Origin of the sequence: Paraburkholderia sp. SEWSISQ10-3 4 (assembly GCF_030464785.1) — a bacterium.
GTDB classification, from domain to species: domain Bacteria; phylum Pseudomonadota; class Gammaproteobacteria; order Burkholderiales; family Burkholderiaceae; genus Paraburkholderia; species Paraburkholderia aspalathi.
The window spans coordinates 21,777-45,718 of sequence record NZ_JALPRI010000006.1; the positions used below are offsets into that span (position 1 = coordinate 21,777).

Annotated in this window: 21 protein-coding genes and 1 pseudogene; 14 read left to right on the forward strand and 8 right to left on the reverse strand. The window is 61.0% G+C overall.

Features of this window, described 5'->3' with window-relative positions; translation table 11 throughout:
• The first annotated feature begins 174 nt into the window (after nt 1–174).
• The 6 genes from M0D68_RS15010 (at nt 175) to M0D68_RS15035 (ending at nt 7,470) form a co-directional block, all read left to right on the forward strand.
• Nucleotides 175–1,296, forward strand: a complete 1,122-nt coding sequence (locus M0D68_RS15010) for an ABC transporter ATP-binding protein (RefSeq protein ID WP_093645173.1) — start codon at nt 175–177, stop codon at nt 1,294–1,296.
• Nucleotides 1,293–2,264: an ABC transporter permease subunit gene (locus tag M0D68_RS15015; RefSeq protein WP_200561981.1), complete on the forward strand. Its 972-nt coding sequence runs from the start codon at nt 1,293–1,295 to the stop codon at nt 2,262–2,264. The genes M0D68_RS15010 and M0D68_RS15015 overlap by 4 nt, the downstream gene beginning before the upstream one ends.
• Nucleotides 2,261–3,172 carry an ABC transporter permease subunit gene (locus tag M0D68_RS15020; RefSeq protein WP_211706909.1) on the forward strand — a complete coding sequence of 304 codons (912 nt, stop codon included), beginning with the start codon at nt 2,261–2,263 and terminating at the stop codon, nt 3,170–3,172. The genes M0D68_RS15015 and M0D68_RS15020 overlap by 4 nt, the downstream gene beginning before the upstream one ends.
• Before the next feature lie 38 nt (nt 3,173–3,210).
• Nucleotides 3,211–4,782 (forward strand): DUF3138 family protein, encoded by a 1,572-nt coding sequence (locus tag M0D68_RS15025; RefSeq protein WP_211706910.1) that lies wholly within the window; start codon nt 3,211–3,213, stop codon nt 4,780–4,782.
• 73 nt (nt 4,783–4,855) lie between these two features.
• On the forward strand, nt 4,856–6,148 hold the full coding sequence (locus M0D68_RS15030; RefSeq protein WP_211706911.1) for an FAD-binding oxidoreductase: 1,293 nt from the start codon (nt 4,856–4,858) through the stop codon (nt 6,146–6,148).
• Nucleotides 6,148–7,470, forward strand: a complete 1,323-nt coding sequence (locus M0D68_RS15035) for an FAD-binding oxidoreductase (RefSeq protein ID WP_211706912.1) — start codon at nt 6,148–6,150, stop codon at nt 7,468–7,470. The genes M0D68_RS15030 and M0D68_RS15035 overlap by 1 nt, the downstream gene beginning before the upstream one ends.
• Before the next feature lie 63 nt (nt 7,471–7,533).
• Here M0D68_RS15035 and M0D68_RS15040 read toward each other — a convergent pair whose 3' ends face one another.
• The 4 genes from M0D68_RS15040 to M0D68_RS15055 all read right to left on the reverse strand — a co-directional run bounded on the left by M0D68_RS15040 (nt 7,534) and on the right by M0D68_RS15055 (nt 10,713).
• A complete protein-coding gene (locus M0D68_RS15040; RefSeq protein WP_211706913.1) occupies nt 7,534–8,028 on the reverse strand; it encodes an Lrp/AsnC family transcriptional regulator in 495 nt (164 codons plus the stop codon).
• 41 nt (nt 8,029–8,069) lie between these two features.
• Nucleotides 8,070–8,795, reverse strand: a complete 726-nt coding sequence (locus M0D68_RS15045) for a haloacid dehalogenase type II (RefSeq protein ID WP_211706914.1) — start codon at nt 8,793–8,795, stop codon at nt 8,070–8,072.
• Nucleotides 8,796–8,899: 104 nt separating this feature from the next.
• Nucleotides 8,900–9,634 (reverse strand): haloacid dehalogenase type II, encoded by a 735-nt coding sequence (locus tag M0D68_RS15050; RefSeq protein ID WP_211706915.1) that lies wholly within the window; start codon nt 9,632–9,634, stop codon nt 8,900–8,902.
• A gap of 197 nt (nt 9,635–9,831) precedes the next feature.
• On the reverse strand, nt 9,832–10,713 hold the full coding sequence (locus tag M0D68_RS15055) for a LysR family transcriptional regulator (protein ID WP_093645091.1): 882 nt from the start codon (nt 10,711–10,713) through the stop codon (nt 9,832–9,834).
• Between the two features lie 269 nt (nt 10,714–10,982).
• On the opposite strand from M0D68_RS15055, the gene M0D68_RS15060 reads away from it, so the two are divergent.
• From M0D68_RS15060 to M0D68_RS15080, 5 genes are read left to right on the forward strand one after another with little or no spacing between them, the layout of a single operon-like run.
• Complete coding sequence (locus M0D68_RS15060) at nt 10,983–12,113, forward strand: porin (RefSeq protein WP_211706916.1); 1,131 nt, start codon at nt 10,983–10,985, stop codon at nt 12,111–12,113.
• 32 nt (nt 12,114–12,145) lie between these two features.
• A complete protein-coding gene (locus M0D68_RS15065; protein WP_093645095.1) occupies nt 12,146–12,364 on the forward strand; it encodes a DUF3311 domain-containing protein in 219 nt (72 codons plus the stop codon).
• Nucleotides 12,361–13,839 carry a sodium:solute symporter gene (locus M0D68_RS15070; RefSeq protein WP_093645097.1) on the forward strand — a complete coding sequence of 493 codons (1,479 nt, stop codon included), beginning with the start codon at nt 12,361–12,363 and terminating at the stop codon, nt 13,837–13,839. The genes M0D68_RS15065 and M0D68_RS15070 overlap by 4 nt, the downstream gene beginning before the upstream one ends.
• Before the next feature lie 5 nt (nt 13,840–13,844).
• On the forward strand, nt 13,845–15,041 hold the full coding sequence (locus M0D68_RS15075) for an amidohydrolase family protein (protein WP_211706917.1): 1,197 nt from the start codon (nt 13,845–13,847) through the stop codon (nt 15,039–15,041).
• Between the two features lie 41 nt (nt 15,042–15,082).
• Nucleotides 15,083–16,534, forward strand: coding sequence for an amidohydrolase family protein (locus M0D68_RS15080; RefSeq protein ID WP_266210974.1), 1,452 nt, complete (start codon nt 15,083–15,085; stop codon nt 16,532–16,534).
• A 69-nt stretch (nt 16,535–16,603) separates the two neighbouring features.
• On the opposite strand, the gene M0D68_RS15085 is transcribed toward M0D68_RS15080, so the two are convergent.
• The gene (locus tag M0D68_RS15085) at nt 16,604–17,821 is read right to left on the reverse strand and encodes an amidohydrolase family protein (protein WP_211706919.1); all 1,218 of its coding nucleotides are present in this window, start codon (nt 17,819–17,821) and stop codon (nt 16,604–16,606) included.
• A 202-nt stretch (nt 17,822–18,023) separates the two neighbouring features.
• On the opposite strand from M0D68_RS15085, the pseudogene M0D68_RS15090 reads away from it, so the two are divergent.
• Nucleotides 18,024–18,110 (forward strand): annotated as a pseudogene (locus M0D68_RS15090) (hypothetical protein); the annotation flags it as partial.
• Between the two features lie 84 nt (nt 18,111–18,194).
• On the forward strand, nt 18,195–19,205 hold the full coding sequence (locus tag M0D68_RS15095; protein WP_093645177.1) for a DUF2891 domain-containing protein: 1,011 nt from the start codon (nt 18,195–18,197) through the stop codon (nt 19,203–19,205).
• Between the two features lie 163 nt (nt 19,206–19,368).
• On the opposite strand, the gene M0D68_RS15100 is transcribed toward M0D68_RS15095, so the two are convergent.
• Nucleotides 19,369–19,794 (reverse strand): PRC-barrel domain-containing protein, encoded by a 426-nt coding sequence (locus tag M0D68_RS15100; protein ID WP_054041262.1) that lies wholly within the window; start codon nt 19,792–19,794, stop codon nt 19,369–19,371.
• 215 nt (nt 19,795–20,009) lie between these two features.
• Here M0D68_RS15100 and M0D68_RS15105 point away from each other — a divergent pair, with 215 nt between their 5' ends.
• Complete coding sequence (locus M0D68_RS15105; RefSeq protein WP_211706920.1) at nt 20,010–22,376, forward strand: DNA polymerase II; 2,367 nt, start codon at nt 20,010–20,012, stop codon at nt 22,374–22,376.
• A 71-nt stretch (nt 22,377–22,447) separates the two neighbouring features.
• Here the strand turns inward: M0D68_RS15105 and M0D68_RS15110 are convergent, their stop codons facing one another.
• Together M0D68_RS15110 and M0D68_RS15115 are read right to left on the reverse strand one after the other, a co-directional pair.
• Nucleotides 22,448–23,569 carry a porin gene (locus tag M0D68_RS15110; RefSeq protein ID WP_211706921.1) on the reverse strand — a complete coding sequence of 374 codons (1,122 nt, stop codon included), beginning with the start codon at nt 23,567–23,569 and terminating at the stop codon, nt 22,448–22,450.
• On the reverse strand, nt 23,566–23,934 hold the full coding sequence (locus M0D68_RS15115; RefSeq protein WP_211706922.1) for a Rieske 2Fe-2S domain-containing protein: 369 nt from the start codon (nt 23,932–23,934) through the stop codon (nt 23,566–23,568). Before M0D68_RS15115 ends, M0D68_RS15110 begins: the two co-directional genes overlap by 4 nt.
• Between the last annotated feature and the right edge of the window lie 8 nt (nt 23,935–23,942).

Sequence of the window (23,942 nt, forward strand, 5' to 3'; positions counted from 1 at the left end):
TAGTCAGCCTGCGTGCTTAAGTCCCATCTGTGCGCAGTCCCATGTTTTCCGATCGCAGCGCATCTTGCGAGCCGCTTTCCGCGACTCGTATGGAGACACTTGCGCTCGCGATCCGCAAGGAATGGTTACATCATGAACTCGACGACACAAACAAGCGTAGCCGGCGCCACCCAGATGGCCCGCCCCGCACCGACGACAAAATCGAAATCGGACGAATTCGTTCGCATCGAAAATGTCGTGAAGAAATTCGGCGACAGTACTGCTGTCGACAACGTCAATCTGAGCATTGCGAAGAATGAATTGTTCGCGCTGCTCGGCAGCTCCGGCTGCGGCAAGTCCACGCTCCTGCGCATGCTCGCGGGGCTCGAGTCGGTCACGTCCGGCCGCATTTTCGTCGACGGCGAAGACCTCGCCGCGATGCCGCCGTACAAGCGGCCCGTCAACATGATGTTCCAGTCATATGCGCTGTTCCCGCACATGAGCGTCGAAGCGAATATCGCGTTCGGCCTCAAGCAGGAAGGCACGCCCAAGAACGAGATCAAGGAACGCGTTGCCGACGCGCTGAATCTCGTGCAGATGAGCAAATACGCGCAACGCAAGCCGCACCAGTTGTCCGGCGGACAGCAGCAGCGTGTGGCGCTGGCCCGCTCGCTCGTCAAGCGCCCCAAGCTGCTGCTGCTCGACGAGCCGATGTCGGCGCTCGACAAGAAGATCCGTCAGAAGACCCAGCTCGAACTGGTGAACATCATCGAGAAGGTCGACGTGACCTGCGTGATGGTGACGCACGATCAGGAAGAAGCCATGACGATGGCCGGCCGCCTCGCCGTGATGAGCGAAGGCCGCATCGTGCAGATCGGCTCGCCCAGCCAGGTGTACGAATTTCCGAATAGCCGCTTCTCGGCCGAGTTCATCGGCTCGACCAACCTGTTCGAAGGCACCGTGGTCGCGGATGAACCTGACCACATCTTCGTGGAAAGCGAAGACCTCGAATCGCGCATCTACGTGAGCCACGGCATTACCGGCCCGCTTGGCATGCCGGTGGGCATCTCGGTGCGTCCGGAACGCGTGAAGGTCTCGCTCGACAAGCCCTCGACGCCGCACAACTGGGCGCGCGGCGTGGTCTCGGACGTCGCGTACATGGGCAGCTATTCGCTCTATCACGTGCGCCTGCCGAGCGGCAAGACGGTCGTGTCGAATCTCTCCAGCTCGCACCTCATGAGCGAAGGTGCGCCGTCCTATAACGACGACGTGTTCGTCTACTGGTCGCCGGCTAGCGGCGTGGTGCTGACGCAATGAGCAATCCCACTACCTCCCCCGCGGCGCTCGGCGCGCCGTCCGGCAGCCGTTTGCTCGGCTCGCTGAAAAAACGCCTCTCGTTCCTGGTGCCCTCGGGCCGCACGACCGTGATCGGCGTGCCGTTCATGTGGCTCTTCGTGTTCTTCGCGTTGCCGTTCGTGCTGGTGCTGAAAATCAGCTTCGCCGATCTGCGCCTGGGCATTCCGCCGTACACGGATCTCGTGACGGTCAAGGACGGCATGGTGCACTTCGCCATGCAGCTGAGCCACTACGCCTTCCTGCTGCAGGACGATCTGTACGTCGCCACGTACATCAGCTCGCTGAAGATGGCCGCAATCTCAACCTTCTTCTGCCTGTTGATCGGCTACCCGATTGCGTACTACATCGCGCGTTCGGAGCCGACCAAACGCAACCTGCTGATGATGGGCGTGATGCTGCCGTTCTGGACGTCGTTCCTGATCCGCGTCTATGCGTGGATCGGCATCCTGAAGGACGACGGCCTGCTCAATCACACGCTGATGGCCATCGGCATGATTCATTCGCCGTTGCGCCTCTACCACACGGATATTGGCGTCTATATCGGCATGGTTTATTCGTATCTGCCGTTCATGGTGATGCCGCTGTATGCGCACCTGGTGAAGATGGATCTGACGCTGCTCGAAGCGGCCTACGACCTCGGTTGCAAACCGTGGACCGCGTTCACGCGCATCACCTTGCCGCTGTCGAAGAACGGCATTATCGCCGGCAGTCTGCTGGTGTTTATTCCGGCGGTCGGCGAGTACGTGATTCCTGAACTGCTGGGCGGCGCCGATACGCTGATGATCGGCCGCGTGATGTGGGATGAATTCTTCAACGATATGGACTGGCCGATGGCATCCGCTGTCACCGTCGCCATGGTTCTACTGCTGCTCGTGCCGATGGCCGTGTTCCAGTACTACCAGGTCAAGGAACTGGAGGGCGCGAAATGATCAAGCCAAATAGAACGCTTTCCAATAGCGTACTGACGTTCGGGTTTCTGTTTCTGTATATCCCGATCATCAGCCTCGTGGTGTATTCGTTCAACGAGTCGAAGCTCGTTACGGTCTGGTCCGGCTTTTCGCTCAAATGGTATGGCGCATTGCTGCAAGACGGCGAACTGCTCAGTGCAGCGTGGCTGTCGCTGAAAATCGGTCTGCTGACCGCGTGTGCATCGGTGGTGATCGGTACATGGGCCGGCTTCGTGCTGGCCCGCTTCGGACGCTTTCGCGGCTTCACGCTGTTCGCCGGCATGATCAACGCGCCGCTCGTGATTCCTGAAGTGATTCAGGGCATCTCGCTGCTGCTGCTGTTCGTCGCGCTCGAACAGATGCTCGGCTGGCCGAAGGGCCGTGGCCTCTTCACGATCTGGATCGGCCACGTGATGCTGTGCGTTTCGTACGTGGCCATCATCGTGCAATCGCGGGTGAAGGAGCTCAACAAGTCGCTCGAAGAAGCCGCACTCGATCTCGGCGCAACGCCCTTCAAGGTGTTCTTCCTGATCACGCTGCCGCTGATCTCGCAGGCTCTGATGTCCGGCTGGCTGCTGTCGTTCACGCTGTCTTTCGACGATCTCGTGCTCTCCGCGTTCCTCTCCGGTCCCGGTTCGACCACGCTGCCGCTCGTCGTGTTCTCGCGTGTTCGTCTTGGCCTGAATCCGGAAATGAACGCGCTCGCCACGATCTTCATCACCACGGTGACGATCGGCGTGATCGGCGTGAACCGCTGGATGCAGGTGCGTGAGCGCAAGCGCAACCGCGACATGCAGATGGCGTTCGCACTCGCCGAAGCCGCCGACCCGTTACCGTCAGCACCACAACAAGCCGTCGTACGAAAGTCGCTCGATACGGCACGCGCATAAGAAGTCCTTTTGCAATACGACCAATAAGGAGAATTTGCATGAGAAAGAAGCTCATCTGTCTGTTGGTGGCGGGGAGTTTGCCAGGCCTTGCCATGGCAGACGCCACCAGCGACCAGATCAAGGCGCTACAGGCCCAGCTCAACGCACTGCAAAAGGAGGTGAAGCAGTTGCGTTCCGAGGTAGCGTCCAAACCGAAAGCGGCGGCGGCAGCCACCGCGGCACCGGCTCCGGCTGTGGTGGCGGCGCCGGTCGACATCTCCTCGCCGGATTACGGCAAGGCGCAGGCGACGCTGACCAACGACCAGGTCGATTCGATGAAGCAGCAGATCGCCAATCAGCAGTTGAAGGTCGACTCGCTGGTGGACGCGGCGAACACGGGGCCGATCGCCGGCTTGTCGGTGACGGGCTATATCGATCCGACCTACATGTATAACCGCGCGCAGAGCAGCTCGTCGTTCCTGTTCGCGAACCATGAAAGTAGCTACAACTACTTCAACAGCACGTTCGGCGATCTGTACTTAGACATCAAGAAGACCTTCGGTGTCGGCCCGATGGCGCCGTCGGCCGAGATCACCTTGATGCCGAACCGCGGCAACGGTATTACGCTGCTCTCGAACGAGCACGGCGATATCGGCAACAACATCCTGAACACGGCCGTGGTCAATGTGCCGTTGACGGCGACCACGACCCTCGTGGCCGGTTTGATTCCGAGCTTCGGCGGCTATGAAGTGCAGCAATCGAACCAGATGCTGACGCTCACGCACAACCTGTTGTACGACTTCTCGGATCCGGGCAGCTACATCGGTATCGGCGCGAACTATGCGACGGGTAACTGGGCGTGGAAGTTCTTCCTCGGCAACGAACAGTACCGCACGTTTGGCGCGACGACGCAGGTCGGCACCAATGCGCTGGGCGATCCGATCACGACCAGCAACAAGATCCCGACCCTCACGGGACGAGTCGACTACACGTGGTCGAGCGCACTGGATGTGGGTGGCTCGTTCAACATCGGCCGTCAGACCTTGCCTAGCGCGATCGATGCGAACACTGGTGCGGTCAGCTACGGCGTAGGCGGTCAGGCGCCGAGCTCGGGCGGTACGTTCTTCTTCACCGAAGCCGACCTGACCTACACGCTGGCGGACGTGCAGTACAACGCCGAACTCGACTACGGTCAGCAGCAGAACGCCGCGTTCAACGGCGGCCAGGCACAGTGGTACGGCCTCTCGCTGCTCGCGCACCGCAAGTTCTCGCTGCCGGTGGTGGGCCGTATGGGCGTGACCGCCCGTTACGACCTGCTCGTCGACAGCAAGAATGGCGGCGGCGGCGGTGGCATCGCGTTGAATTCGAACGGCATGGACACTGCCGACGGCTTCGGTATCGGCGCGGACTGCCTCGCCAATTCGAAGGCCAACGGCGGTCTCGGCTTCGAGTGCAAGGGCGCAACCCGCCAGGACGTTTCGCTCGATCTGTTGTTCTACCCGACCCAGCAGATCACGGTCAAGGTGGAATACCGCCACGACTGGGCGAACAAACAGGTGTTCCTGAAGAACGACGGCTCGTACGGCAAGTCCAACGACCTGCTCGCAACGCAGTTCATCTACTCGTTCTAAAACGACCCGCCTCATCGCGTGGCCCGGCTTTACCGCGGGCCACGCGCCAAGGCCTCTTCTGCATGCTCTGCCTATGCTCCGATTCTCAAACCAGCCTCACGTCGCCTCGTATTACGCAGCAACCGCTAACGACACCACCCGCCATCCCCCACTCGAAGAAACGCTTAACGTCGACGTCTGCGTGATCGGCGCCGGACTCACCGGCATCTCGACTGCGTTGAACCTCGCCGAACGCGGTCACTCGGTCGCGGTGCTCGAAGCATCGAAAGTCGGATGGGCCGCGAGCGGCCGCAATGGTGGCCAGTTGATCGGCGGCTTTGCCTGCGATATCGACACATTCGCGAAGTTCATGCCCGCGGATGACGTGAAGCGTGTTTGGGACATGGGGCTCGAAACCCTGGATATCGTCAAGGAACGCGTCGCGAAGCATCAGATCGACTGCGACCTGACCATCGGTTACCTGACCGCGGCGAACAAGCCGCGCGATACGGATGCACTGCAAAAATGGCGCGACGAAGCGCAACGGCGTTTCGGCTATGACCGTTTCAGCTATGTCGACGCCGATGGCGTCGGCAACTATGTTCAATCGCAGCGCTACCTCGGCGGATTGTTCGATGCGGACAGCGGCCATCTGCATCCGCTGAATTACACGCTCGGTCTGGCGCGCGCGGCACGCGAGGCCGGCGTACGGATTTTCGAAGACAGTTGCGTCACCGCGTTGCGCCAGGAAAACGGCCGGCATGTGGCCGAAACCGCTCGTGGCAAAGTCAATGCGCAATTCGTCGTGCTCGCCTGCAATACGTATCTCGGCCAACTCGCGCCGGATCTCGCCAGCAAGATCATGCCGGTGGGCACCTACGTGATCGCCACCGAACCGCTCGATCCCGATCGCGCCGAAGCGCTGATGCCGGCGAAAGCGGCCGTGTGCGACAGCCGCTTCGTGCTGGACTATTTCCGCCCTGCCCCCGACAATCGTTTGTTGTGGGGCGGCAAAGTCAGCTATTCGACCTTCGCGCCGCGCAACCTCGGTGAAGCAATGCGCCGCGATATGCTGAAGACTTTCCCGCAACTCGACGATGTCAAAATCGACTATGCGTGGGGCGGCTTCGTCGACATTACGATGAATCGCGCGCCGCATTTCGGCCGCCTATCGCCTACCGTGTATTTCGCGCAGGGTTTCTCCGGCCACGGCGTGAACACTACCGGGCTCGCGGGCAAGCTGATCGCCGAAGCGATCGATGGTCAGACCTCGCGCTTTGATCTGTTCGGCAAGATTCGCCACCGCGACTTCCCCGGCGGCGCTACACTGCGCACCCCTGCCCTCGTCCTTGCGATGGCCTGGTATCGAATGAAGGACCTGCTTTGATGAATGCACCGACTCCCGGCTTCAACACGCTCGACCACCGCGCCGATGCGCTGATCGCCAACTCCTACTACGAGGCGAGCGCCACGCGTCCGCCGGCCGACGATCCGATGCTCGACGGCACGCTGGAGGCCGACGTCTGCGTGATTGGCGCGGGTTTTTCCGGTTTGTCGGTGGCGTTGGAATGCCGGACGCGCGGATTGTCGGTGGTGGTGCTCGATGCGCATCGTCCCGGTTGGGGCGCGTCGGGCCGCAACGGCGGGCAGACCTTGGTGGGTTTCGCGAAAGACGAGATCATCGAACGGCAACTCGGACTCGACGGCGCACGCGCCGCGTGGGCGATGTCAGTGGAAGGCGTGGCTCTGGTGCGCGAGCGCATTGAACGCTACGGCATTGATTGCGATTTCACCGCCGGCTATCTGACGGTGGCCACCAAACCGAAACGCGTGCCGGATTTGCGTTCGTGGATGGAATCGGCGTCGCAACGCTGGGGCTATACGAAACTCTCGTGGCTCGATACCGATGAAGTGCGTTCACGCGTCGCTTCGCGACGTTATCTGGCCGGCGTCTACGATCCGTTTTCCGGTCATCTGCATCCGCTCAAATACTGCCTCGGTCTCGCCGATGCAGCACGTCGTGAAGGTGCACAACTGTTTGCGCATTCGCCGGTGATCGAAGTCGTGCGTGGTGCACGGCCTGTCGTGCGGACCGCCAATGGCGAGGTACGCTGCCGCTTCGTCGCGGCATGCGGCAATGCCACGATCGGCGACGTGTTGCCGGCTCCAGTGGCCGCGCGCATCGCGCCGATTGCCTCTTACATTGTCGCCACGGAACCGCTCGGTCAGCCACGCGCGGACGCACTGATCAAAGGACGTGAGGCGATTTGCGACAACAACTTCTTCCTCGATTACTTCCGTCTGTCGGCTGATCATCGCGTGCTGTTCGGTGGCCGCGCGAGTTCGACCGGCGCGTCGCCCGTGCAACTCGGCGAGGAAATCCGCAAGCGCATGATCGGCGTGTTCCCGCAGCTAGGCGATGTGAGAATCGACTATGCGTGGGGCGGTTTTGTCGACGTAACGCGCAATCGTGCACCCGATTTCGGTTCGATCGATCCGAACTACTTCTACGTGCAGGGCTTTTCAGGTCACGGCGTGGCGTTGACGGGGATTGCCGGGCGCGTGATTGCGAAAGCTATGGCCGGTGAGACCGCGGCCTTCGATCTGTTCGCGCAACTGCGGCACGCACGCTTTCCGGGCGGCCCGGCATTACGTGGGCCGGCGCTGGAACTCGGGATGATGTATCACCGGATTCTGGAGTTGTTCTAGGCAGGCTTTCGAGCTTTAAGACGTGAGATCGGCCAGTGCTCCAACCACGCTAATTGCGTAGCTTCAGTCATCATCTGTCAGCAACTTGTCGAGAGGCACTCCGTGCTTGACGAACGGCGAACGGATCACGATGTAACTGAAATACTTCTCGATGCCGAGATTGCGGTCGAGCAGGCGTTCGATCACTTCCTGGTAGTGACCGATGTCCTTGACGACGAACTTGAGCAGGTAATCGTACCCACCGCTCACCAGGTGACATTCGGTAATTTCGTCGAGATCGCGCACGTTCGCCTCGAAACGCACGAAGTCGTCGCGCCGATGATCATGCAGCATGATTTCCGTGAACACTGACACGATGCTGGTCACTTTCGCGACATTCACGTGCGCACCGTAGCCCGAAATCACACCGGCTGATTCAAGACGCCTGACGCGCTGCAGGCACGGGCTCGCAGAAAGACCGACCGCGGCCGCGAGATTCGCGTTGGTGATGTTGCCGTTCCTCTGCAATTCGCCGAGGATCTTGATGTCGATCCGGTCGAGTTTTGGTCGGTTGCTCATATCGTTCTGTTCTCGAATCGGCGGGCGAACCGGCTTTCCCGCTAAACGCGGGAAAGCTCCTCGTGATGCGCCTTGACGAACTGCGCCATGCTGGTGAACCTGAAATCGACAGAAGGCTCCGCGAATGTGCGCATCGTCGCGCCGAGCCCGCGCTGCTCGAAGCGCCGATGAATCCAGCATGAACGAATGTCTAACCGGTTGGCCGGCTCATGATCGTGGTACATGCTGTCCGCGACGTGCAGGATTTCGTCCTTACGCACGCCGAGTCTCGACAGCACGTCGAGCATATATTCAAAATTACGGCTCGACGGCTTGTAGCTTCCCACATCCTCAGCCGTGACAACGACGTCAAAGGGCACATGCAGCCTGGCGCGGCTGTATGTGAAATTCTCGTTGTCCACGTTCGATATGATGACCAGCTTGAAGTACTTCTTCAAATACTGCAGCGTACTTGCCGAATCCGGGAACGCAGGCCAATTGCGCACCGAACGACCATAGGCCTCCGCCTGCTCGCGCGTGTAGCTGACGCCCCATTCCTCCGCGAGCCGCTTGTAGACCACCTCGAGCAGCCGGTTGTACGGCATGTCGGGCGTAGCGTTCTGCTGATATGACTCGTGGCGGGCGTGCGCTTCCAGCACCTGGTCGCGCGTCGGTGGCGGGTCAAGCGATGCGACCAATGCTGACAGGCCCGCGACGATGCCCGATTCCCAGTCGATCAGGGTGCCATAGCAGTCGAACGTCAGGGCCTTAAAATCCGTCAGCCGCATGAAGGGCTCCTTAACTGGGGTGTTCCGGCTTGCGCGGAACTCGCCGCGCCCGCACCGGCGCGGCAAATCAAACCGGCACAAAGGCCGGTAAACTTATCGACTACTTACTTCTGCAGCAGCGCTTCCTGGTGAGCCTTCGCGAATTCGGCCATGCTGTTGAATCGGAAGTTCACAGTGGGTTGCTCACCGGGGTTCATCGTTGCGCCGAAACCGGTTTGCGAATGGCGGCGATAGATCCAGCACGATGCAAGTCCGAACGCGTTCGCGGGCTTGTGGTCGTGGAACAGACTCTCGGCGGTGTGGAGGATCTTCTCCTTCCGGATGCCGCGCTCACCCAGCTTTTCCAGCTTGTCCAACATGTACTCGAAGTTTCGCGGCGACGGTTTATAGGAGCCGACGTCCTCTGCGGTGATGATCGCATCGAATTCGACCTGAAGCTTCGCGTTGCTGTACGTGAAGCTGTCATTGTCGATGTTCGACAGGATGACCAGCTTGTAGTGCTTCTTCAGATACTGCAGCGCGTTCGCCGAGTCCTCAAATGCCGGCCAATTGCGTATGGACTTGCCGTAGGCGAGGCACTCCTCGTACGTGAAAGGCACCTGCCATTCCTCGGCGAGTCGCTTGTACACGATCGGCAGCAGTTCCTGGTAACGCTTGGCCGGCGTGTAGGCCTGCTGCGACGACTCATGACGTGCGTGTGCTTCAAGAACCTGATCCCGCGTCAGCGGCGGGTTGACGCGTTCGAGCAGCGGACGCAAACCCTCGAAAATACCCGTTTCCCAGTCGATGAGCGTGCCGTAGCAATCGAAAGTCAGTGTATCGAAGTCGGTCAGTTTCACAGTAACGCCTCCTGTTGGTTGGTGAGCTAGACATAGTCTATTGGGCACGCCCAGCAACCGTTACTTATGTGGTCCACCGCATCGGCAATCTCTGTTGCTCGTCCGCACACCAACAGCAGAATCTGCTGCTGGCTTCTGCCTGGCATGTTAGCAAAAGGCGATCGCTGAATACCTTGCTGCAGGCACCCAAGCAGACGTTATCGCCGCTGCGGCCCAAACATCCGCGACAACGCGCGCGCAAGCTCCTTAACAGCGGCATCCGCCGTCGGACGATGCAGCAGCGCAATATCCATGGTTTCGATCGAAGGCAACCCGCTCTTCGATGTCAGCACCGCGTGATCCGCCAGCACCGCGCGCGCGGGCAGCAGACTGATCCCGAGACCATCGGCAACAGCTGCCTGGATTCCGCTCAAACTCGAACTGATAAAGCTCATCCGCCAGCGGCGCCCGAGTCCTTCGATCGCGTTGGTCATGTCGTCACGGTATAACCCGCGCGGCGGAAACGCGACGATCGGAATCGGATCAAGGTGGATTGAAGGATTCTTCGCACTGTCGATCCACCTCAATTGCTCCGGCCAGCACGCAACGGCCTCACGGCTGTTACGCCGTTGCTTCACGAGAATCAGATCCAGATCGCCCCGATCGTAGCTATTGCTCAGGTCGCGGCTCAATCCGCTGGTCACTTCCAGCTTGACCTGCGGATGCTTGCGGTTGAACGCGGCAAGCATATGGGTTGTCGGCCCGCCGACGAAATCTTCCGGCACGCCCAGCCGGACCGTCAGCCCCACCGTCGCGCCCGAGAGCGCTTCAATCATTTCATCGTTGAGAGCAAGCATGCGGCGCGCGTAGGCGAGCAAGGTTTCGCCGGCATCGGTCGGACTCACGTCGCGACTGCCCCGCTCGAGTAGCTTGTGCCCCGCCATATCCTCGAGACGCCGCACCTTCTGGCTGATGGTGGACTGCGTGGAATGAAGTCGTGCGGAAGCCGCAGTAAAGGTGCCGCAATCGGCCACCATGACGATGGCCTTCAGCAGATCCAGATCGAACAACGGTGTACGCGCTTTGGCGTTGGGTTTCATTGAGCCTCCAGTCAGACGCCGCCATGCCGGATAAGGGCATACGTCTAATCAATACTATTCGATTTCGCACTGATATGCATTTGAACATTTAATTTTTGAATATTGGGTGACGTGGATAACATCAAGCGATGTCGAAGCGGTGGCCACTCGACGGCCGATTACTCCGCGTCGACATCAGACAAAAAACTCGAATGTGGGCGAAACGCGGCATGACGCCGCCGTGCCGGCAGAAAAAAGCGCCACACCGAGACACATACCCGGAGACAGGCATGCAGCAAACGCAGTTGAAGAAAAGTTGGAGAAAACCACTCGCAGGCATCGGCGCAGGCATGATGCTAGTGGGCACGGCAGGTGCGCAGTCCAGCGTCACGCTGTACGGAATCGTCGATTCAGGCGTGACCTACACGAACAACCAGCAAGGCCACTCGGCATGGCAGGCGACGGCCGGCAACGAGTCCGGGCCGCGCTGGGGGATGCTCGGAACGGAAGATCTGGGTGGCGGCCTGAAGGCAAACTTCCGGCTGGAAAACGGTTTCAACCTCGAAAACGGCGCGGCCGGCCAGGGCGGCCGGATGTTCGGCCGTCAGGCATGGGTCGGCGTGAGCGGCGACAAGCTGGGCGCGCTGACCTTGGGCCGCCAGTACAACACCGTCCAGGACATTCTTGGCTCGATCCAGATCAGCAATACGCTGGTCCAGTATTCGACCCACCCGTTCGACAACGACGACATCAACAATACGTTCCGCACCAACAACGCGGTCAAATACGTCTCGCCGATCATCGCCGGCTTGCAAACCAACCTGATGTACGGCTTTTCGAACGCAACCGGCTTCGCTGCGAACAATAGCTGGAGCGCGGGTGTGACGTACACGCACGGTCCACTCAATGCCGGCGCGGCGTACGCACGTATGAATCAGCCCGCCAGCAGCGCGGCGGGCGCGGTCGCATCCGACAATTACTTTGCGTCTTCGGCCGCCGTATTCGGCACACATCTCGGCGCCGCGACGCGTCAACAGATCTGGGGCGCGGGCGCGACCTATGCCATCGGGCCCGCCACGCTCGGACTGCTCTACACGGGCACGGACTTCAACATGGCGGCAGGTGGCGCCTTGCGCTTCGGCAACTACGAGGGAAGCCTGCGCTACGCGCTGACGCCCGCGCTGATCGCGGCCGCCGGTTACACCTACACCCAGGTGTCGCAAGGCGACGCCAGCGGACACTATCACCAGGCCTCGGCCGGTCTCCAGTACCTGTTGTCCAAGCGCACCGACGTGTATGTGAACGGCCTCTACCAGAACGCCTCGTCGCGCATCGGTCATGCGTGGATCGACGGCATCGCAGCGCCCTCGTCGACGACTTCACAACTGGCGTTCGTCGCCGGCCTGCGTCAGAAGTTCTGACTGGACACGCAAGACACCTCGGGAACGACCCCATGAAACTTCGCTTTCTGCTAGCCGCGCTGCCATTCATCGGCATCTATTCAGGCGGCTCAATTGCCGCCGGTACGCCGCTCCTGTTCGGCCTGCCGTTTCTGCTCGTCTGGAATCTGTTCTGGATGGCTGCAACGGCGGCCATCCTCGCCATCATCTATTGCCTCGACACACGCGACGAAGCGGCGCAAGCGGCCGAGCAGACGGGAGGTGGGCAATGAACCCGGCACTCGTCATCATCGTTCTGTTTGCCCTCTTCGCGCTGGCGGTCGGCCTGTACGCGCGGCGCGGCAAGACCTTCAGCATGGAGCAATGGGCGGTCGGCGGACGCGGCTTCGGGTCGCTGCTCACCTTCTTGCTGATGGCAGGTGAGGCGTTCTCGACCTTCTCGTTTCTCGGCGCGAGTGGCTGGACCTACAGCAAAGGCGTGCCGGCGTTCTACATCCTGTCGTACGGCTGCCTCGCATACGTATTCGGTTACTGGATGCTGCCCCTCATTTGGCGTTATGCGAAGGAACGCGGCCTTGTGTCGTTCGCCGACTATTTCGCTTCGAAGTACGACAGCCGCGCCATCGGCGTGCTGGTGTCGGTGGTGGCCGTCTTCGCAATGGTGTCGCTGCTGATCATCCAGTTACGCGGTCTCGGCATTATCGTCTCCGAGATGTCGTATGGCCTGATCTCGCAGGAAACGGCCATCTGGATCAGCGCTACGCTGATGGTCCTGTATATGAGCGTCTCCGGCATCCACGGTTCGGCCAGCATTGCGATCTTCAAGGACGTGCTGATCCTCGGTCTTGCGATTTTTCTCGGCACGTATTTGCCGCTGCACTACTTCGGCGGCTTTGGCGAGATGTTCGCGCGCATCGATGCCGTCCATCCGGAACTGCTGCGTATGCCGGAGCACGGTTTCAATCTGAGCTGGTACAACTCGACACTGCTGCTGACATCGCTGGGCTACTACTTGTATCCTCATGGTTTCACCGCCGTCTACGTGGCACGCGATGCGTCTGCGCTGCGCAAGAACACCATGCTGATGCCGATCTACCAGGTGTTGATCGCGTTCCTGTTTCTCGTCGGTTTCGCCGCGGTGCTGACCGTGCATGGGCTCGAAGGCGCGCAAACCGATCTCGCGCTGCTGCGGCTCGTGAAGCAGACTTTCCCATCGTGGTTCGTCGGGATCGTCGGCGGCGCCGGTCTGCTGACGGCACTGGTACCAGGCTCGCTGATCATGCTCAATGCGTCGACGATGATTGCCCGCAACATCTATCGCGAAGGTTTCGCACCGCAGGCGAGTGACCGGCAAGTCGGGCGCGTCGCACGCATCGCGCTGCCGCTGTTCACGCTGGTTGTCGTCTACTTCGTGCTGCGTGGCGGTTCGAACTTCGTTGCGCTCGCAATCTTCTCGTCGAGCCTGCTGACGCAACTCGTCCCTATGCTCGCCTCGAGTTTCCTGAAGCGCCCGTTCGGCACCCGGGAAGCCGCGTTCGGCGGCATCTTCGCGGGCGCAATCGTGCTGGCGCTGGCGAACTGGCGCGGCATGACGCTGGCCACTGTTTTCCCGGCCGCACCGATCGCCTTCACCTCCATCAACACGGGCCTCGTCGCCTTGTTCGCCAATGCCGTGGTGTTCATCGCGATCAGCGCCGCGCAGCGCGCGCTGCGGGCTCGTATCGCCACTTCCGTCGAATCGGCATGACCACCATGACTCGCTCTATTCTTCTTTCCAACGTCCGGCTGGCTGATGGCCAGGCGGTTTCCGTAGCCATCGCCGATGGCCGCATCACGGCGCTCGGCCCGCATGTCGAAGCGCAACCTGGCGTGCTGGCCGAAGACGGCGGCGGCGCATTGCTGCTGCCGGGTTTCGTCGAAGGGCACACGCACATCGATAAAAGCCACTGGGGCCGCTCGTGGTATCGCAACGAGGTCGGACCCGCACTAACCGACCGGATCAGCAACGAGCGCGAATGGCGCAAGACGTCGGGACACGATGCGGCCAGCCAGTCGCTCACACTGTCGCGGGCATTCGTGCAGGCAGGCACGACGCGACTGCGTACCCATGTCGACGTGGATACCGACGCCGGCCTGCGTTATATCGAAGGCGTACTCAGCACGCGGCAGACAATGCGCGATGTGCTGGACATGCAGATCGTCGCGTTTCCGCAATCGGGGATGCTGATCCGTCCCGGTACTGTCGAACTGCTAGGCAGCGCACTCGCTGCGGGCGCTGATGTTCTCGGCGCGCTCGATCCTGCGTTGATCGACGGCGATCCCGTCGCGTCGTTGAACGCGACCTTTGAGCTGGCGGAGCGCTATCGCAAGCCGATCGACATCCATCTGCACGAACCCGGTGAAGTCGGCGCGTTCACGCTGAAACTGCTGCTCGATCGCGTTGCCGCTACGGGCATGCAGGGGCAAGTCGTCGTCAGCCACGCATTTTGCCTCGGCGCATTGCCCGAACGTGAACGCGACGCGCTGCTCGAACGGATCTCGTATTTGCGTTTAGCGCTTCTGACCAGCGCGCCGCCGTCTCGTCCCGTTCCGCCGCTCAAGGTTTGCAGGGACAAAGGCATCACGATCTTCGGCGGCAACGATGGCATTCGCGACACCTGGTCGCCGTATGGCGTGCCGGACATGCTCGAGCGCGCGATGCTGATCGGCATGCGCTATGACTTGCGACGCGACGACGACCTCGCAATTGCCTTCGACTGCGTGAGCGACGCTGCCGCTCGAGGTTGCGGTTTCGCCGACTATGGCCTGCGTATCGGTGCACGCGCGGATCTCGTACTGGTCGATGCCGAGTGCGTCGCGCATGCCGTGGTTGCACGGCCAAAACGCAAGCTGGTTATCGCAAACGGACGCATCGTCGCGCGCAATGGAGCGCTGGTCGACGCCGCGTAACTGTGCGAGAGCACCTTAAAAGACACAAGAAGAATTGGCATATGAACGATAAGCAACAGGTCGACATCCTGATCGAGCACGGCTGCGTGATCACAATCGATGCCACACGCCGCGTTATCGAAGATGGCGCAGTGGCCATCAAAGGGGACCGCATCGTCGCCGTCGGCGAGACAAGCGAGCTTGCGCAGCAATACCAGGCAGACCGCGTAATCGACGCGCGCCGCAAAGCGGTGCTGCCAGGCCTGATCGATGCACACGCCCATGCCGGGCACGCGATGTTGAGGACGATTGGCGGCGCGAACGGCGATGCGTGGTCGGCGGCGTGCGAGGCGATCTATACGCGCGCCTCGGACGAAACGTTCTGGGAAATGGAATCGCATCTTGCGGCGCTGGAGCGCCTCAAGGCGGGCGTGACAACGGGTGTATCGCTGCTCGGCGGCGGGGACTCGATCATGCGCGTCGACGACCCCGTGTACGCGCGGCGTCACTGCGACGCGGTGGTTAAAACGGGCACACGTTCGATCGTCGCGGTCGGTCCGTCGCGGCCACCCGAACCACGCGCTTACACCCGGCACGGCGCGAACGGCAGCGTGACGCGCGACGTCGATTTCGCGCAGATGTATGAGGTTTGCAAAGAGATCATCGACGCATGCCATGGCGATGCCAACGGCCGTATCCAGATTGCGTTGACGCTGCCCGTCTACGCTCCGCAGCACTATCCCGAGCACGCGGCACACGAACGCAGCGTCCGGCTTCAGGCCGAGCGCTACACGGCGCTGGCCCGCGAGCGCGGTCTAAGTCTGACGCAGGACGGCCATCGCGCCGGTTCGCTCGATTTCGCGCATCGCGAGCTGGGACTGCTGAACGCGAAGTCGTTCATGTCGCATGCCATCGATCTCACCTCCGAGGATATCGCGGCGTGCGTTGAAACCGGCGCCTCGATCGTGCACAACCCAAGCGCGATCATGTCGATCATCGGACGTTGCCCGGTTCCGGAACTCATCGATGCCGGCGTGACGGTGGCGATCGGCTCGGATGGCGCGGCGCCCGATCGAGGCTACGACATGTTCCGCCACATGTGGCAATGCATGCATTACCACCGTCGACATTTTCGTGACCCGGACGTCCTGCCGCACGGCAAGGTGCTCGAAATGGTCACGATCGATGCCGCCAAGGCGTTGTCGCTTGACCACGAGCTCGGTTCGCTCGAAGTGGGCAAGCAGGCCGACATCATTCTGGTCGACCTGTTCAAGCCGCACCTCATGCCGATGAATATGCCTGTTCATCGCGTCACCTGCTTCGCGAATGCCGGCGACGTGTGCATGACGATGGTCGGCGGCAAAGTCCTGATGGAGAACTACCGGGTGTTGTCGGTCGACGAAGGGGACATTCTGGAGCGCGTGCAGGTGGCCGCGGATCAAGCGTTCGACCGCGCAGGGCTGCGTCATTTGCTGGAAACGCCGCCTACATTGTGGCGAGGTAGCCATTATTGAGGGTGGAGCGGCTTGCGACGACGCAAGCCGCTCCAGACACCGGCTCGGTGCCCGACAACAACTTCAACCTCAGCCGACAGAGCCCACGCCTGCCGACGTGACCTTAAACAACAAGCGGGACGAATCGCCCCAGAATTGCCCGCTTCGAACAATGGCACGTTCTGCCGGTACTGCAGCAACGGCAGCGGCCGCATTCGGCGCTTTCACGACGACAAAGGTCGCCTCATTGCCGACCTTCAATCCGTAGTCACCTTTCCCCAGCACCGCAGCGCCTGCTTCCGTCGCCATGCGAAGCCCAACGCCCAGTTCTTCATCCGTATAAAAACCTGAGCGATAACCAACCAGCATGGCCCGTTGCAACATATCGCCGTTGCCGTACGGCCACCACGCGTCCTGAATGTTGTCATTACCGGTGAACACACGCACTCCGGCTGCGCGCAATTGCAGGATCGGCGGGAACGCGCGGTCGCCCGGCGCATTCGTCATGATCGATACACCGGCTTCTGCAAGCGCGGCGGCGATACGATCCACCACCTCGGGTGCGACGTCGCCGAGCCCGTAGGCGTGGCTCACCGAAACCCGGCCGTTCAACCCCGCTGCACGGGTACGCGAGGCAATGCGATGCAGTTGATCGATCCCCTGCTGCTCAGGCTCATGCAGGTGAATATCGATTTTCACGCCACGCTTTTCAGCAATGCCGAAGACAATATCGAGCTGGCCATCGGCGTCGCCATCCAGCGTTGTCGGATCGATTCCGCCCACCACCTGCGCACCCTCACGGGCTGCCGCATCGAGCACCTCCGCCGTCCCCGGACACGACACGACGCCCGCCTGCGGGAACGCGACGAGTTCGATATCCACCACGCCACGCCATTTCTCGCGCGCTTCCATCACGGCATGCAGATTGGTTAGACCCGTCGTCGCGTCGACGTCGACATGGCTGCGCATCGCAATGGTGCCGAACGACGCAGCCTGGCGGATCAGCGCGTCGGCGCGCTCGACGATCGGCCCGGCGCTTGCCAGTTCCTGCTTTTCGATAGCGAGCCGCTCGCGCAGGCTTGTGACATGACGATGAGGACGCCAGCGATCGCCAACGAAGCTTTTATCGAGGTGAATATGCCCGTCGACGAAACCGGGCAACACCAGGTGCCCGGCCAGATCGACGACTTCCGCGCCGCCGATCGCGGGACGTTCCGGACCGATGGCCGCAAGGCGCCCCTCACGCACGGCGAGGTTGAGCGGGTTGCCGTCGGCGTCTACGGCATTGACGAATACGCGGTCGAACATGGTTCTGGCCTCTGCAAATCAGGACTCAAGCACGCATCCAGCGCGCCCTGATCGGGTTGCGTTCGTTGCGCCGCATGGTCTTGTGTGGAATGGATCGTTGAACCATATCGGACCGCCGATATATCCACAAATTAAATGTTGGAATGGCCTGTATTCATTTTCTGGATAGATCGGCGTACTGTGCGGCTTTTGCGGCACTTTGATGGCGCCGACGGCGCCGAACTTCAATATCGCGCCGGCCGCGCTGCTGGAACTGAAAAGCCGGAATGGCCCGAATGGCCCGATCCGGGCGCGGCGACCGGCTGCTTTACTATTGTCGGTCGTCAATATCATACTGTCGTACTTATTGCATTCCGCTTTTGAGGAGGCGCCGATGACTGTCCAACTCACGCCCGAATTCGCGTCCAAATTCGCCAATCTCGCGCTCGCCCACCTCACGCGCGAGTATCCGAACAAGCTGACCCACTCGCTTGCCGGCCCGCAAGACGTGCAAGGTCCGCGCGCCCTGCATCCGATTTTTTACGGCAGCTACGACTGGCATTCATGCGTGCACGGCTACTGGTTGATCCTGCATCTGCTCGACCGTTTTCCCGATCTGCCTGAAGCAGCGCGCATCGTTGCGGTGGTCGACGAGCATTTCACCGAAGCGAATGTGGCTGGCGAACTGGCGTATCTCGACCTGCCGCACAATCGCGGTTTCGAGCGTCCGTATGGATGGGCATGGCTGCTCGCGCTGAGCGCGCAACTTCATTCGTTGAAGCTCTCGGAGGCCGCGCGCTGGTCCAAGGTCTTTGCGCCGCTTACCGCGACTTTTGTTAGCCGCTTCGAAGAATTTCTGCCGAAAGCGACCTACCCGTTGCGCGTCGGCACGCACTTCAATATGGCATTCGCACTTGCGCTCACGCTAGATTTCGCGCGGCAGACTTCGCGTGAATCGCTGGAGGCGTTGCTGGTAAATACGGCGGAGCGCTGGTTCCTGAACGATGTCGCCTGTCAGGCCTGGGAGCCCGCCGGCGATGAGTTTTTGTCGCCTTCGCTGATGGAAGCGGAATTGATGCGGCGCGTGTTGCCGCCCGCGCAATTCGTCGAATGGTTCAGACGCTTTCTGCCCGATCTCGGCGCGAAAAAACCCGCCACGCTGTTCGAACCCGTCACAGTAACCGACCGTACCGACGGCAAGATCGCGCACCTGGACGGTTTGAATCTGAGCCGTGCATGGTGCCAGCGGTCGCTGGCGCGCGCACTGCCCGCCGGCGACGTGCGTCGGACTGCCCTGTTCGATTCGGCCGAGCGGCATCTTCTAAGCGCCCTGCCGCATGTGGCGGGCGACTATATGGGCGAACACTGGCTGGGCACGTTCGCCACGCTCGCGTTGGAAGCGTGAGCAGCGGCCCGACGGGGGCCGAATTGAATGCAAAAACGGCGCCGCAAGCGTGAAACGGTTTGGATTCAGCTACCGTTCTGCGCCGCAAGCGCCGTTTTCTTTTGCCGGGTGATTCAGAAGCCGCCTGGTGCAGCCCCGCCGCTGAATCCGCCGGCTTAACGCATTACTGGCCAGTCAGCTTTTTAGGCTTCGGCGGCGCCTGAACCTTGTTGTACTGAAACTCCGGCGTCGCCTTCAAGGCATCTTTGGTCGCGCCGGCCAGATAGAAATTCCCGCCGCGAATATCCAGCGCAGCGATCGGCACCGCTACGTCATGCGACGCCACGCCGAGAAATCCACCTGCGGAGACGATGGCAGCAGACAGCGAGCCGTCGGGAGCGACCACCAGATCGCGGATCGAACCAATCTTCTCGTTCTGGTCGTTGTAGACGGCCTTACCGAGAATGCTCTTCTTCACGCTCCAGCCGCTCAGCAGCGCATTGGACTGTTCGACCGTGACGCTCAAAGGTTGCGTGCCGGCGACTTGCGCCTGTGCACCAAAGCTGGTTGCAGCTACCGCGACCACGACAACAAGTTTGCTCAACGTCATATCGCTCACTCCGTTCTTAGTAGACTTGACCGGCGCATGGTTTGCGCCGAAGGAATCGCTGCCAAACGATGATACAGACTACGCGGCGGGTCTGCATCCAGACGTGTCGCGCGAACGAAACGCCCCCGTCGCTGCCACGAAAAGGCGGAGGCGCGGCCCAAAGCGCATAACGGTAAAATCGAGCCAGGCGATGACGCCCGTTTAGAGGTGGAAGTTTGACTGAGCTTGAACAGGGTTTCATTTTGACCCGACACTGGCGGGATACCCCCGCCGGCACGGAGGTAGATTTCTGGCTGGCAACAGACGGCGGGCCCCGTCACGTGCGCCTGCGTCCTCAGCCTTCGGTAGCCTTCATTCCGGCCGACCACCGCGAGCGAGCGGAAACCATCCTGCGCCGCGAAGCGCCGCTCGATCTGCGCCCGCTCGAACTGTGCGACTTCCAGCATCGGCCGGTGATGGGGCTTTATTGCCCGCAATACCGGCAATTAACGGGTTTCGAAAAACGCCTGAAACAAGGCGGCGTCGATGTCTACGAGGCCGACATCTTCCCGCCCGAGCGCTACATGATGGAGCGCTTCATTACCGCGCCGGTGTGGTTCGCCGGCGACGCACAGCATGGCGGCCCGCTTCTGAACGGCGAATTGAAGCCGGCCACGAACTACCGGCCGTCATTGAAGCTGGTGTCGCTCGATATCGAAACCAGCGCGCACGCCGAACTCTATTCGATCGCGCTCGAAGGTTGCGGGCAGCGCCAGGTCTATATGCTGGGGCCGCCGAACGGCGATGCGAGCGGCGTCCACTTCGACCTCGAATACTGCGAAACCCGCGCGCAGTTGCTCGAAAAACTGAACGCGTGGCTGGAACGGCACGACCCCGACGCGATCATCGGCTGGAACCTCGTGCAGTTCGATTTGCGTGTGCTGCAGCAGCATGCCGAACAATATCGCGTGCCATTACGGCTCGGCCGCGGCGGCGCGGTCATGGAATGGCGCGAGCATGGCCATAAGCAGAACCATTTCTTCGCGGGCGCTGCGGGAAGATTGATCATCGACGGTATCGAAGCGCTGCGCTCCGCCACGTGGACTTTCCCTTCGTTCAGCCTCGAATACGTTTCGCGCACGGTGTTGGGCGAAGGCAAGTCGATCGACAATCCGTATCAGCGCATGGATGAAATCCAGCGTCGCTTCGATGAGGACAAACCTGCACTCGCGCAGTACAACCTGAAAGACTGCGAACTGGTCACGCGCATCTTTGCGAAGACCGAGTTGCTACCGTTTTTGCTGGAGCGCGCGACGGTCACCGGCCTGCCCGCGGATCGAAGCGGCGGATCTGTCGCGGCGTTCACGCATCTGTACATGCCGCGGATGCATCGGCAAGGCTACGTTGCACCGAATCTCGGTGACGTAGCCGGTGCCGCGAGCCCCGGTGGCTTCGTGATGGATTCGCGGCCCGGCCTCTACGACTCGGTCCTGGTGCTCGACTACAAAAGCCTGTACCCGTCGATCATTCGCACCTTTCTGATCGACCCGCTGGGTCTCGTGGAAGGCATGCTCAATCCTGGCGACGATCAATCGGTGCCGGGTTTTCTCGGCGCACGCTTCTCGCGCACCCGCCATTGTTTGCCGTCGATTGTCGGCCAGGTGTGGCAGGGGCGCGAAACCGCCAAGCGCGAGAACAACAAGCCGCTTTCGCAGGCGTTGAAGATCATCATGAACGCCTTCTACGGCGTGCTCGGCTCCACAGGCTGCCGGTTCTTCGACCCGCGCCTTGCGTCATCGATCACCATGCGCGGCCATGAAATCATGCACACCACGCGTGAGCTCATTCAGGCGCAAGGCTACGAGGTTATTTACGGCGACACGGATTCGACCTTCGTGTGGTTGAAGCACGCGCATAGCGAGGAAGAAGCGAGTCGCATCGGCCGGGCGCTTGTCGAACATATCAACGCGCAGTGGCGGCAGAATCTGCAGAAACGTTTCGGCCTCGAGAGCGCGCTCGAGTTGCAATTCGAGCGGCACTACAAGCGCTTCTTCATGCCGACGATTCGCGGCGCCGAGGAAGGCAGCAAGAAGCGCTATGCCGGGCTGACTATCTTGCCGGACGGTGGCGAGGAGATCGTCTACAAAGGGCTCGAAACGGTGCGGACTGATTGGACGCCGCTCGCCCAGCAGTTCCAGCAGGAACTCTACGGGCGAATCTTCAGGCAACAGCCGTATCAGGACTATGTGCGCGACTACGTGCGCGATACGCTGGCAGGAAAACTGGACGATCAACTCGTGTACCGCAAGCGGCTACGCCGCTCGCTCGGCGACTACGAGCGCAACGTTCCGCCCCATGTGCGCGCGGCTCGTGTGGCCGACGAGTTCAACCGGCAACAGGGGCGTCCGCTGCAATACCAGGACGGCGGCTGGATCAGCTATGTGATGACAACCGCCGGACCAGAACCGCTCGAAACCTTGCGCTCGGCGATCGACTACGAACACTATCTGACCCGGCAGTTGCAACCGGTCGCCGACGCGATTCTGCCGTTATTGCGCGATGATTTTACGACCTTGGTGTCGGGGCAGAGACAGTTGTTCTGAGAGCAGCATTGGCAATGAATGCTTCGCAGAAGCCACATGACACGTCTGCTTGAAAAACAACCGCCGCATCCTCAGAAGCTCGTGCGCAAGCCAATGCGTGCAAGCGTCTGCGACCGGTTGCTCGCCGCACCGTCCGGTTGCAACAAACCGTTGATCCACGCCCGCGTCACCGCCGCATCGCCGCCCGCTCGCTGATACATCGCTTCAATATAGCCAGTGGTGCGCTTCGAGAAACTGTATTGCAGCGCCGTGGTGATCTGCTGCGCCTTGTTGTCCAGCAGCACGTCGTTGCCTTTCATATACGCATAGTCGAGGCCGAGGGTCCATGCCCCGGAGATCGTCCACGCCGCACTGCCCTTGTACACGTCGATCTTCGCACCACTCGCCGTATTCTTCGTGTTTGTGTACAGCAGCATGGCCAGAACGCTGCCGAAGTTATAGTGCGCGCCGACCCCGAAATTGCGGATACCGTCGTGACCGTCGCCCAGTTGCGGATATTTCACTTCGACATACGCCGCGCCGATGCCGAACGGACCGTTCGCATAGTTCGCACCGAAGCTCATGGTGGAGTCTTCCGAGAACGAACCCGGAACGCCACCAAAGCCAAAGAGCGCGCCGAAAGTGAAGCCCGATATATCCGGGCTGCGATACTTGACCGAGTTCCCCACACGCGTTGCGCCCGCCATCCGGTCAAAGTCGAACGAACCGGTCGGATTGTTCGGCACGCCCAACGCAGTAAACGGCCCCTGACGAAAATCGTAGATACCGCCGAACAGGAACGCGCCGTCATACAGTCCGAGCGTCAGCGTCTCGAACATGAAGTCATACTGATTGCCGAAGGTCAGCGAGCCGAAGCGGTCGTTGGTGAGTCCCACCAGGGCTGTGCGATTGAAAAGCTGTCCTGCGCCGGGGATCGTCGCGCCGCTGCCCAGATCGAACTGCGACGTGAGTTCGAAGATCGCCTTATTGCCGCCGCCCAGATCCTCACTGCCTTTAAAGGTCAGCAAATCCGGCGACAGCACGCCGCTGTCGAACAGCGTCGCGGCGCCGCCATGCTGGTTGTTCACATAGGTGACGCCCGCATCGATCACGCCTTGCAGTGTCACGCTGCTTTGCGCGCCTGCGAAACCCGGCGCCATCAACGCGACCGTGCAGCCTGCTAGCGAAAAGCGCTTCGTCTTCGTCTTGTTCATGCTTGTCCCCTTCCATCGTTGTTGAATATATTTCGCTGCTCGATACGAATGGCAACGCGCGTGAGCGCCGCCCCCTGACACGGACCGTCGATGCACTGACCGTCTTCGAAACGGAACATCGCGCTGTGATGCGCGCACATCAGCAATTCGGCGTCGTAAGCCCAGAACGTGTTCGGCTCGTAGTTCAGCGGAATCGAAAAGTGCGGGCAGACGTTGCGATAGGCCCAGGCGTCATCACCCCGGCGCACCACGACGATGCCAGGGGCACCGGCTTGCTCAGCGGCAACTTCCAGCGCGCCGCCGTCCGGGATATCGTCGAGCGCGCACAGAAAGCCCGCATGGGGTTCGGGACTTGCGGCATTCATGACCTGCC

What these genes read in the sequence shown, in the direction of transcription:
- M0D68_RS15010 (WP_093645173.1), top strand. Translation starts at nt 175, where the DNA reads ATGGCCCGCCCCGCACCGACGACAAAATCGAAATCGGACGAATTCGTT.
- M0D68_RS15015 (WP_200561981.1), top strand. Translation starts at nt 1,293, where the DNA reads ATGAGCAATCCCACTACCTCCCCCGCGGCGCTCGGCGCGCCGTCCGGC.
- M0D68_RS15020 (WP_211706909.1), top strand. Translation starts at nt 2,261, where the DNA reads ATGATCAAGCCAAATAGAACGCTTTCCAATAGCGTACTGACGTTCGGG.
- M0D68_RS15025 (WP_211706910.1), top strand. Translation starts at nt 3,211, where the DNA reads ATGAGAAAGAAGCTCATCTGTCTGTTGGTGGCGGGGAGTTTGCCAGGC.
- M0D68_RS15030 (WP_211706911.1), top strand. Translation starts at nt 4,856, where the DNA reads ATGCTCCGATTCTCAAACCAGCCTCACGTCGCCTCGTATTACGCAGCA.
- M0D68_RS15035 (WP_211706912.1), top strand. Translation starts at nt 6,148, where the DNA reads ATGAATGCACCGACTCCCGGCTTCAACACGCTCGACCACCGCGCCGAT.
- M0D68_RS15040 (WP_211706913.1), bottom strand. Translation starts at nt 8,028, where the DNA reads ATGAGCAACCGACCAAAACTCGACCGGATCGACATCAAGATCCTCGGC.
- M0D68_RS15045 (WP_211706914.1), bottom strand. Translation starts at nt 8,795, where the DNA reads ATGCGGCTGACGGATTTTAAGGCCCTGACGTTCGACTGCTATGGCACC.
- M0D68_RS15055 (WP_093645091.1), bottom strand. Translation starts at nt 10,713, where the DNA reads ATGAAACCCAACGCCAAAGCGCGTACACCGTTGTTCGATCTGGATCTG.
- M0D68_RS15060 (WP_211706916.1), top strand. Translation starts at nt 10,983, where the DNA reads ATGCAGCAAACGCAGTTGAAGAAAAGTTGGAGAAAACCACTCGCAGGC.
- M0D68_RS15065 (WP_093645095.1), top strand. Translation starts at nt 12,146, where the DNA reads ATGAAACTTCGCTTTCTGCTAGCCGCGCTGCCATTCATCGGCATCTAT.
- M0D68_RS15070 (WP_093645097.1), top strand. Translation starts at nt 12,361, where the DNA reads ATGAACCCGGCACTCGTCATCATCGTTCTGTTTGCCCTCTTCGCGCTG.
- M0D68_RS15075 (WP_211706917.1), top strand. Translation starts at nt 13,845, where the DNA reads ATGACTCGCTCTATTCTTCTTTCCAACGTCCGGCTGGCTGATGGCCAG.
- M0D68_RS15080 (WP_266210974.1), top strand. Translation starts at nt 15,083, where the DNA reads ATGAACGATAAGCAACAGGTCGACATCCTGATCGAGCACGGCTGCGTG.
- M0D68_RS15085 (WP_211706919.1), bottom strand. Translation starts at nt 17,821, where the DNA reads ATGTTCGACCGCGTATTCGTCAATGCCGTAGACGCCGACGGCAACCCG.
- M0D68_RS15095 (WP_093645177.1), top strand. Translation starts at nt 18,195, where the DNA reads ATGACTGTCCAACTCACGCCCGAATTCGCGTCCAAATTCGCCAATCTC.
- M0D68_RS15100 (WP_054041262.1), bottom strand. Translation starts at nt 19,794, where the DNA reads ATGACGTTGAGCAAACTTGTTGTCGTGGTCGCGGTAGCTGCAACCAGC.
- M0D68_RS15110 (WP_211706921.1), bottom strand. Translation starts at nt 23,569, where the DNA reads ATGAACAAGACGAAGACGAAGCGCTTTTCGCTAGCAGGCTGCACGGTC.
- M0D68_RS15115 (WP_211706922.1), bottom strand. Translation starts at nt 23,934, where the DNA reads ATGAATGCCGCAAGTCCCGAACCCCATGCGGGCTTTCTGTGCGCGCTC.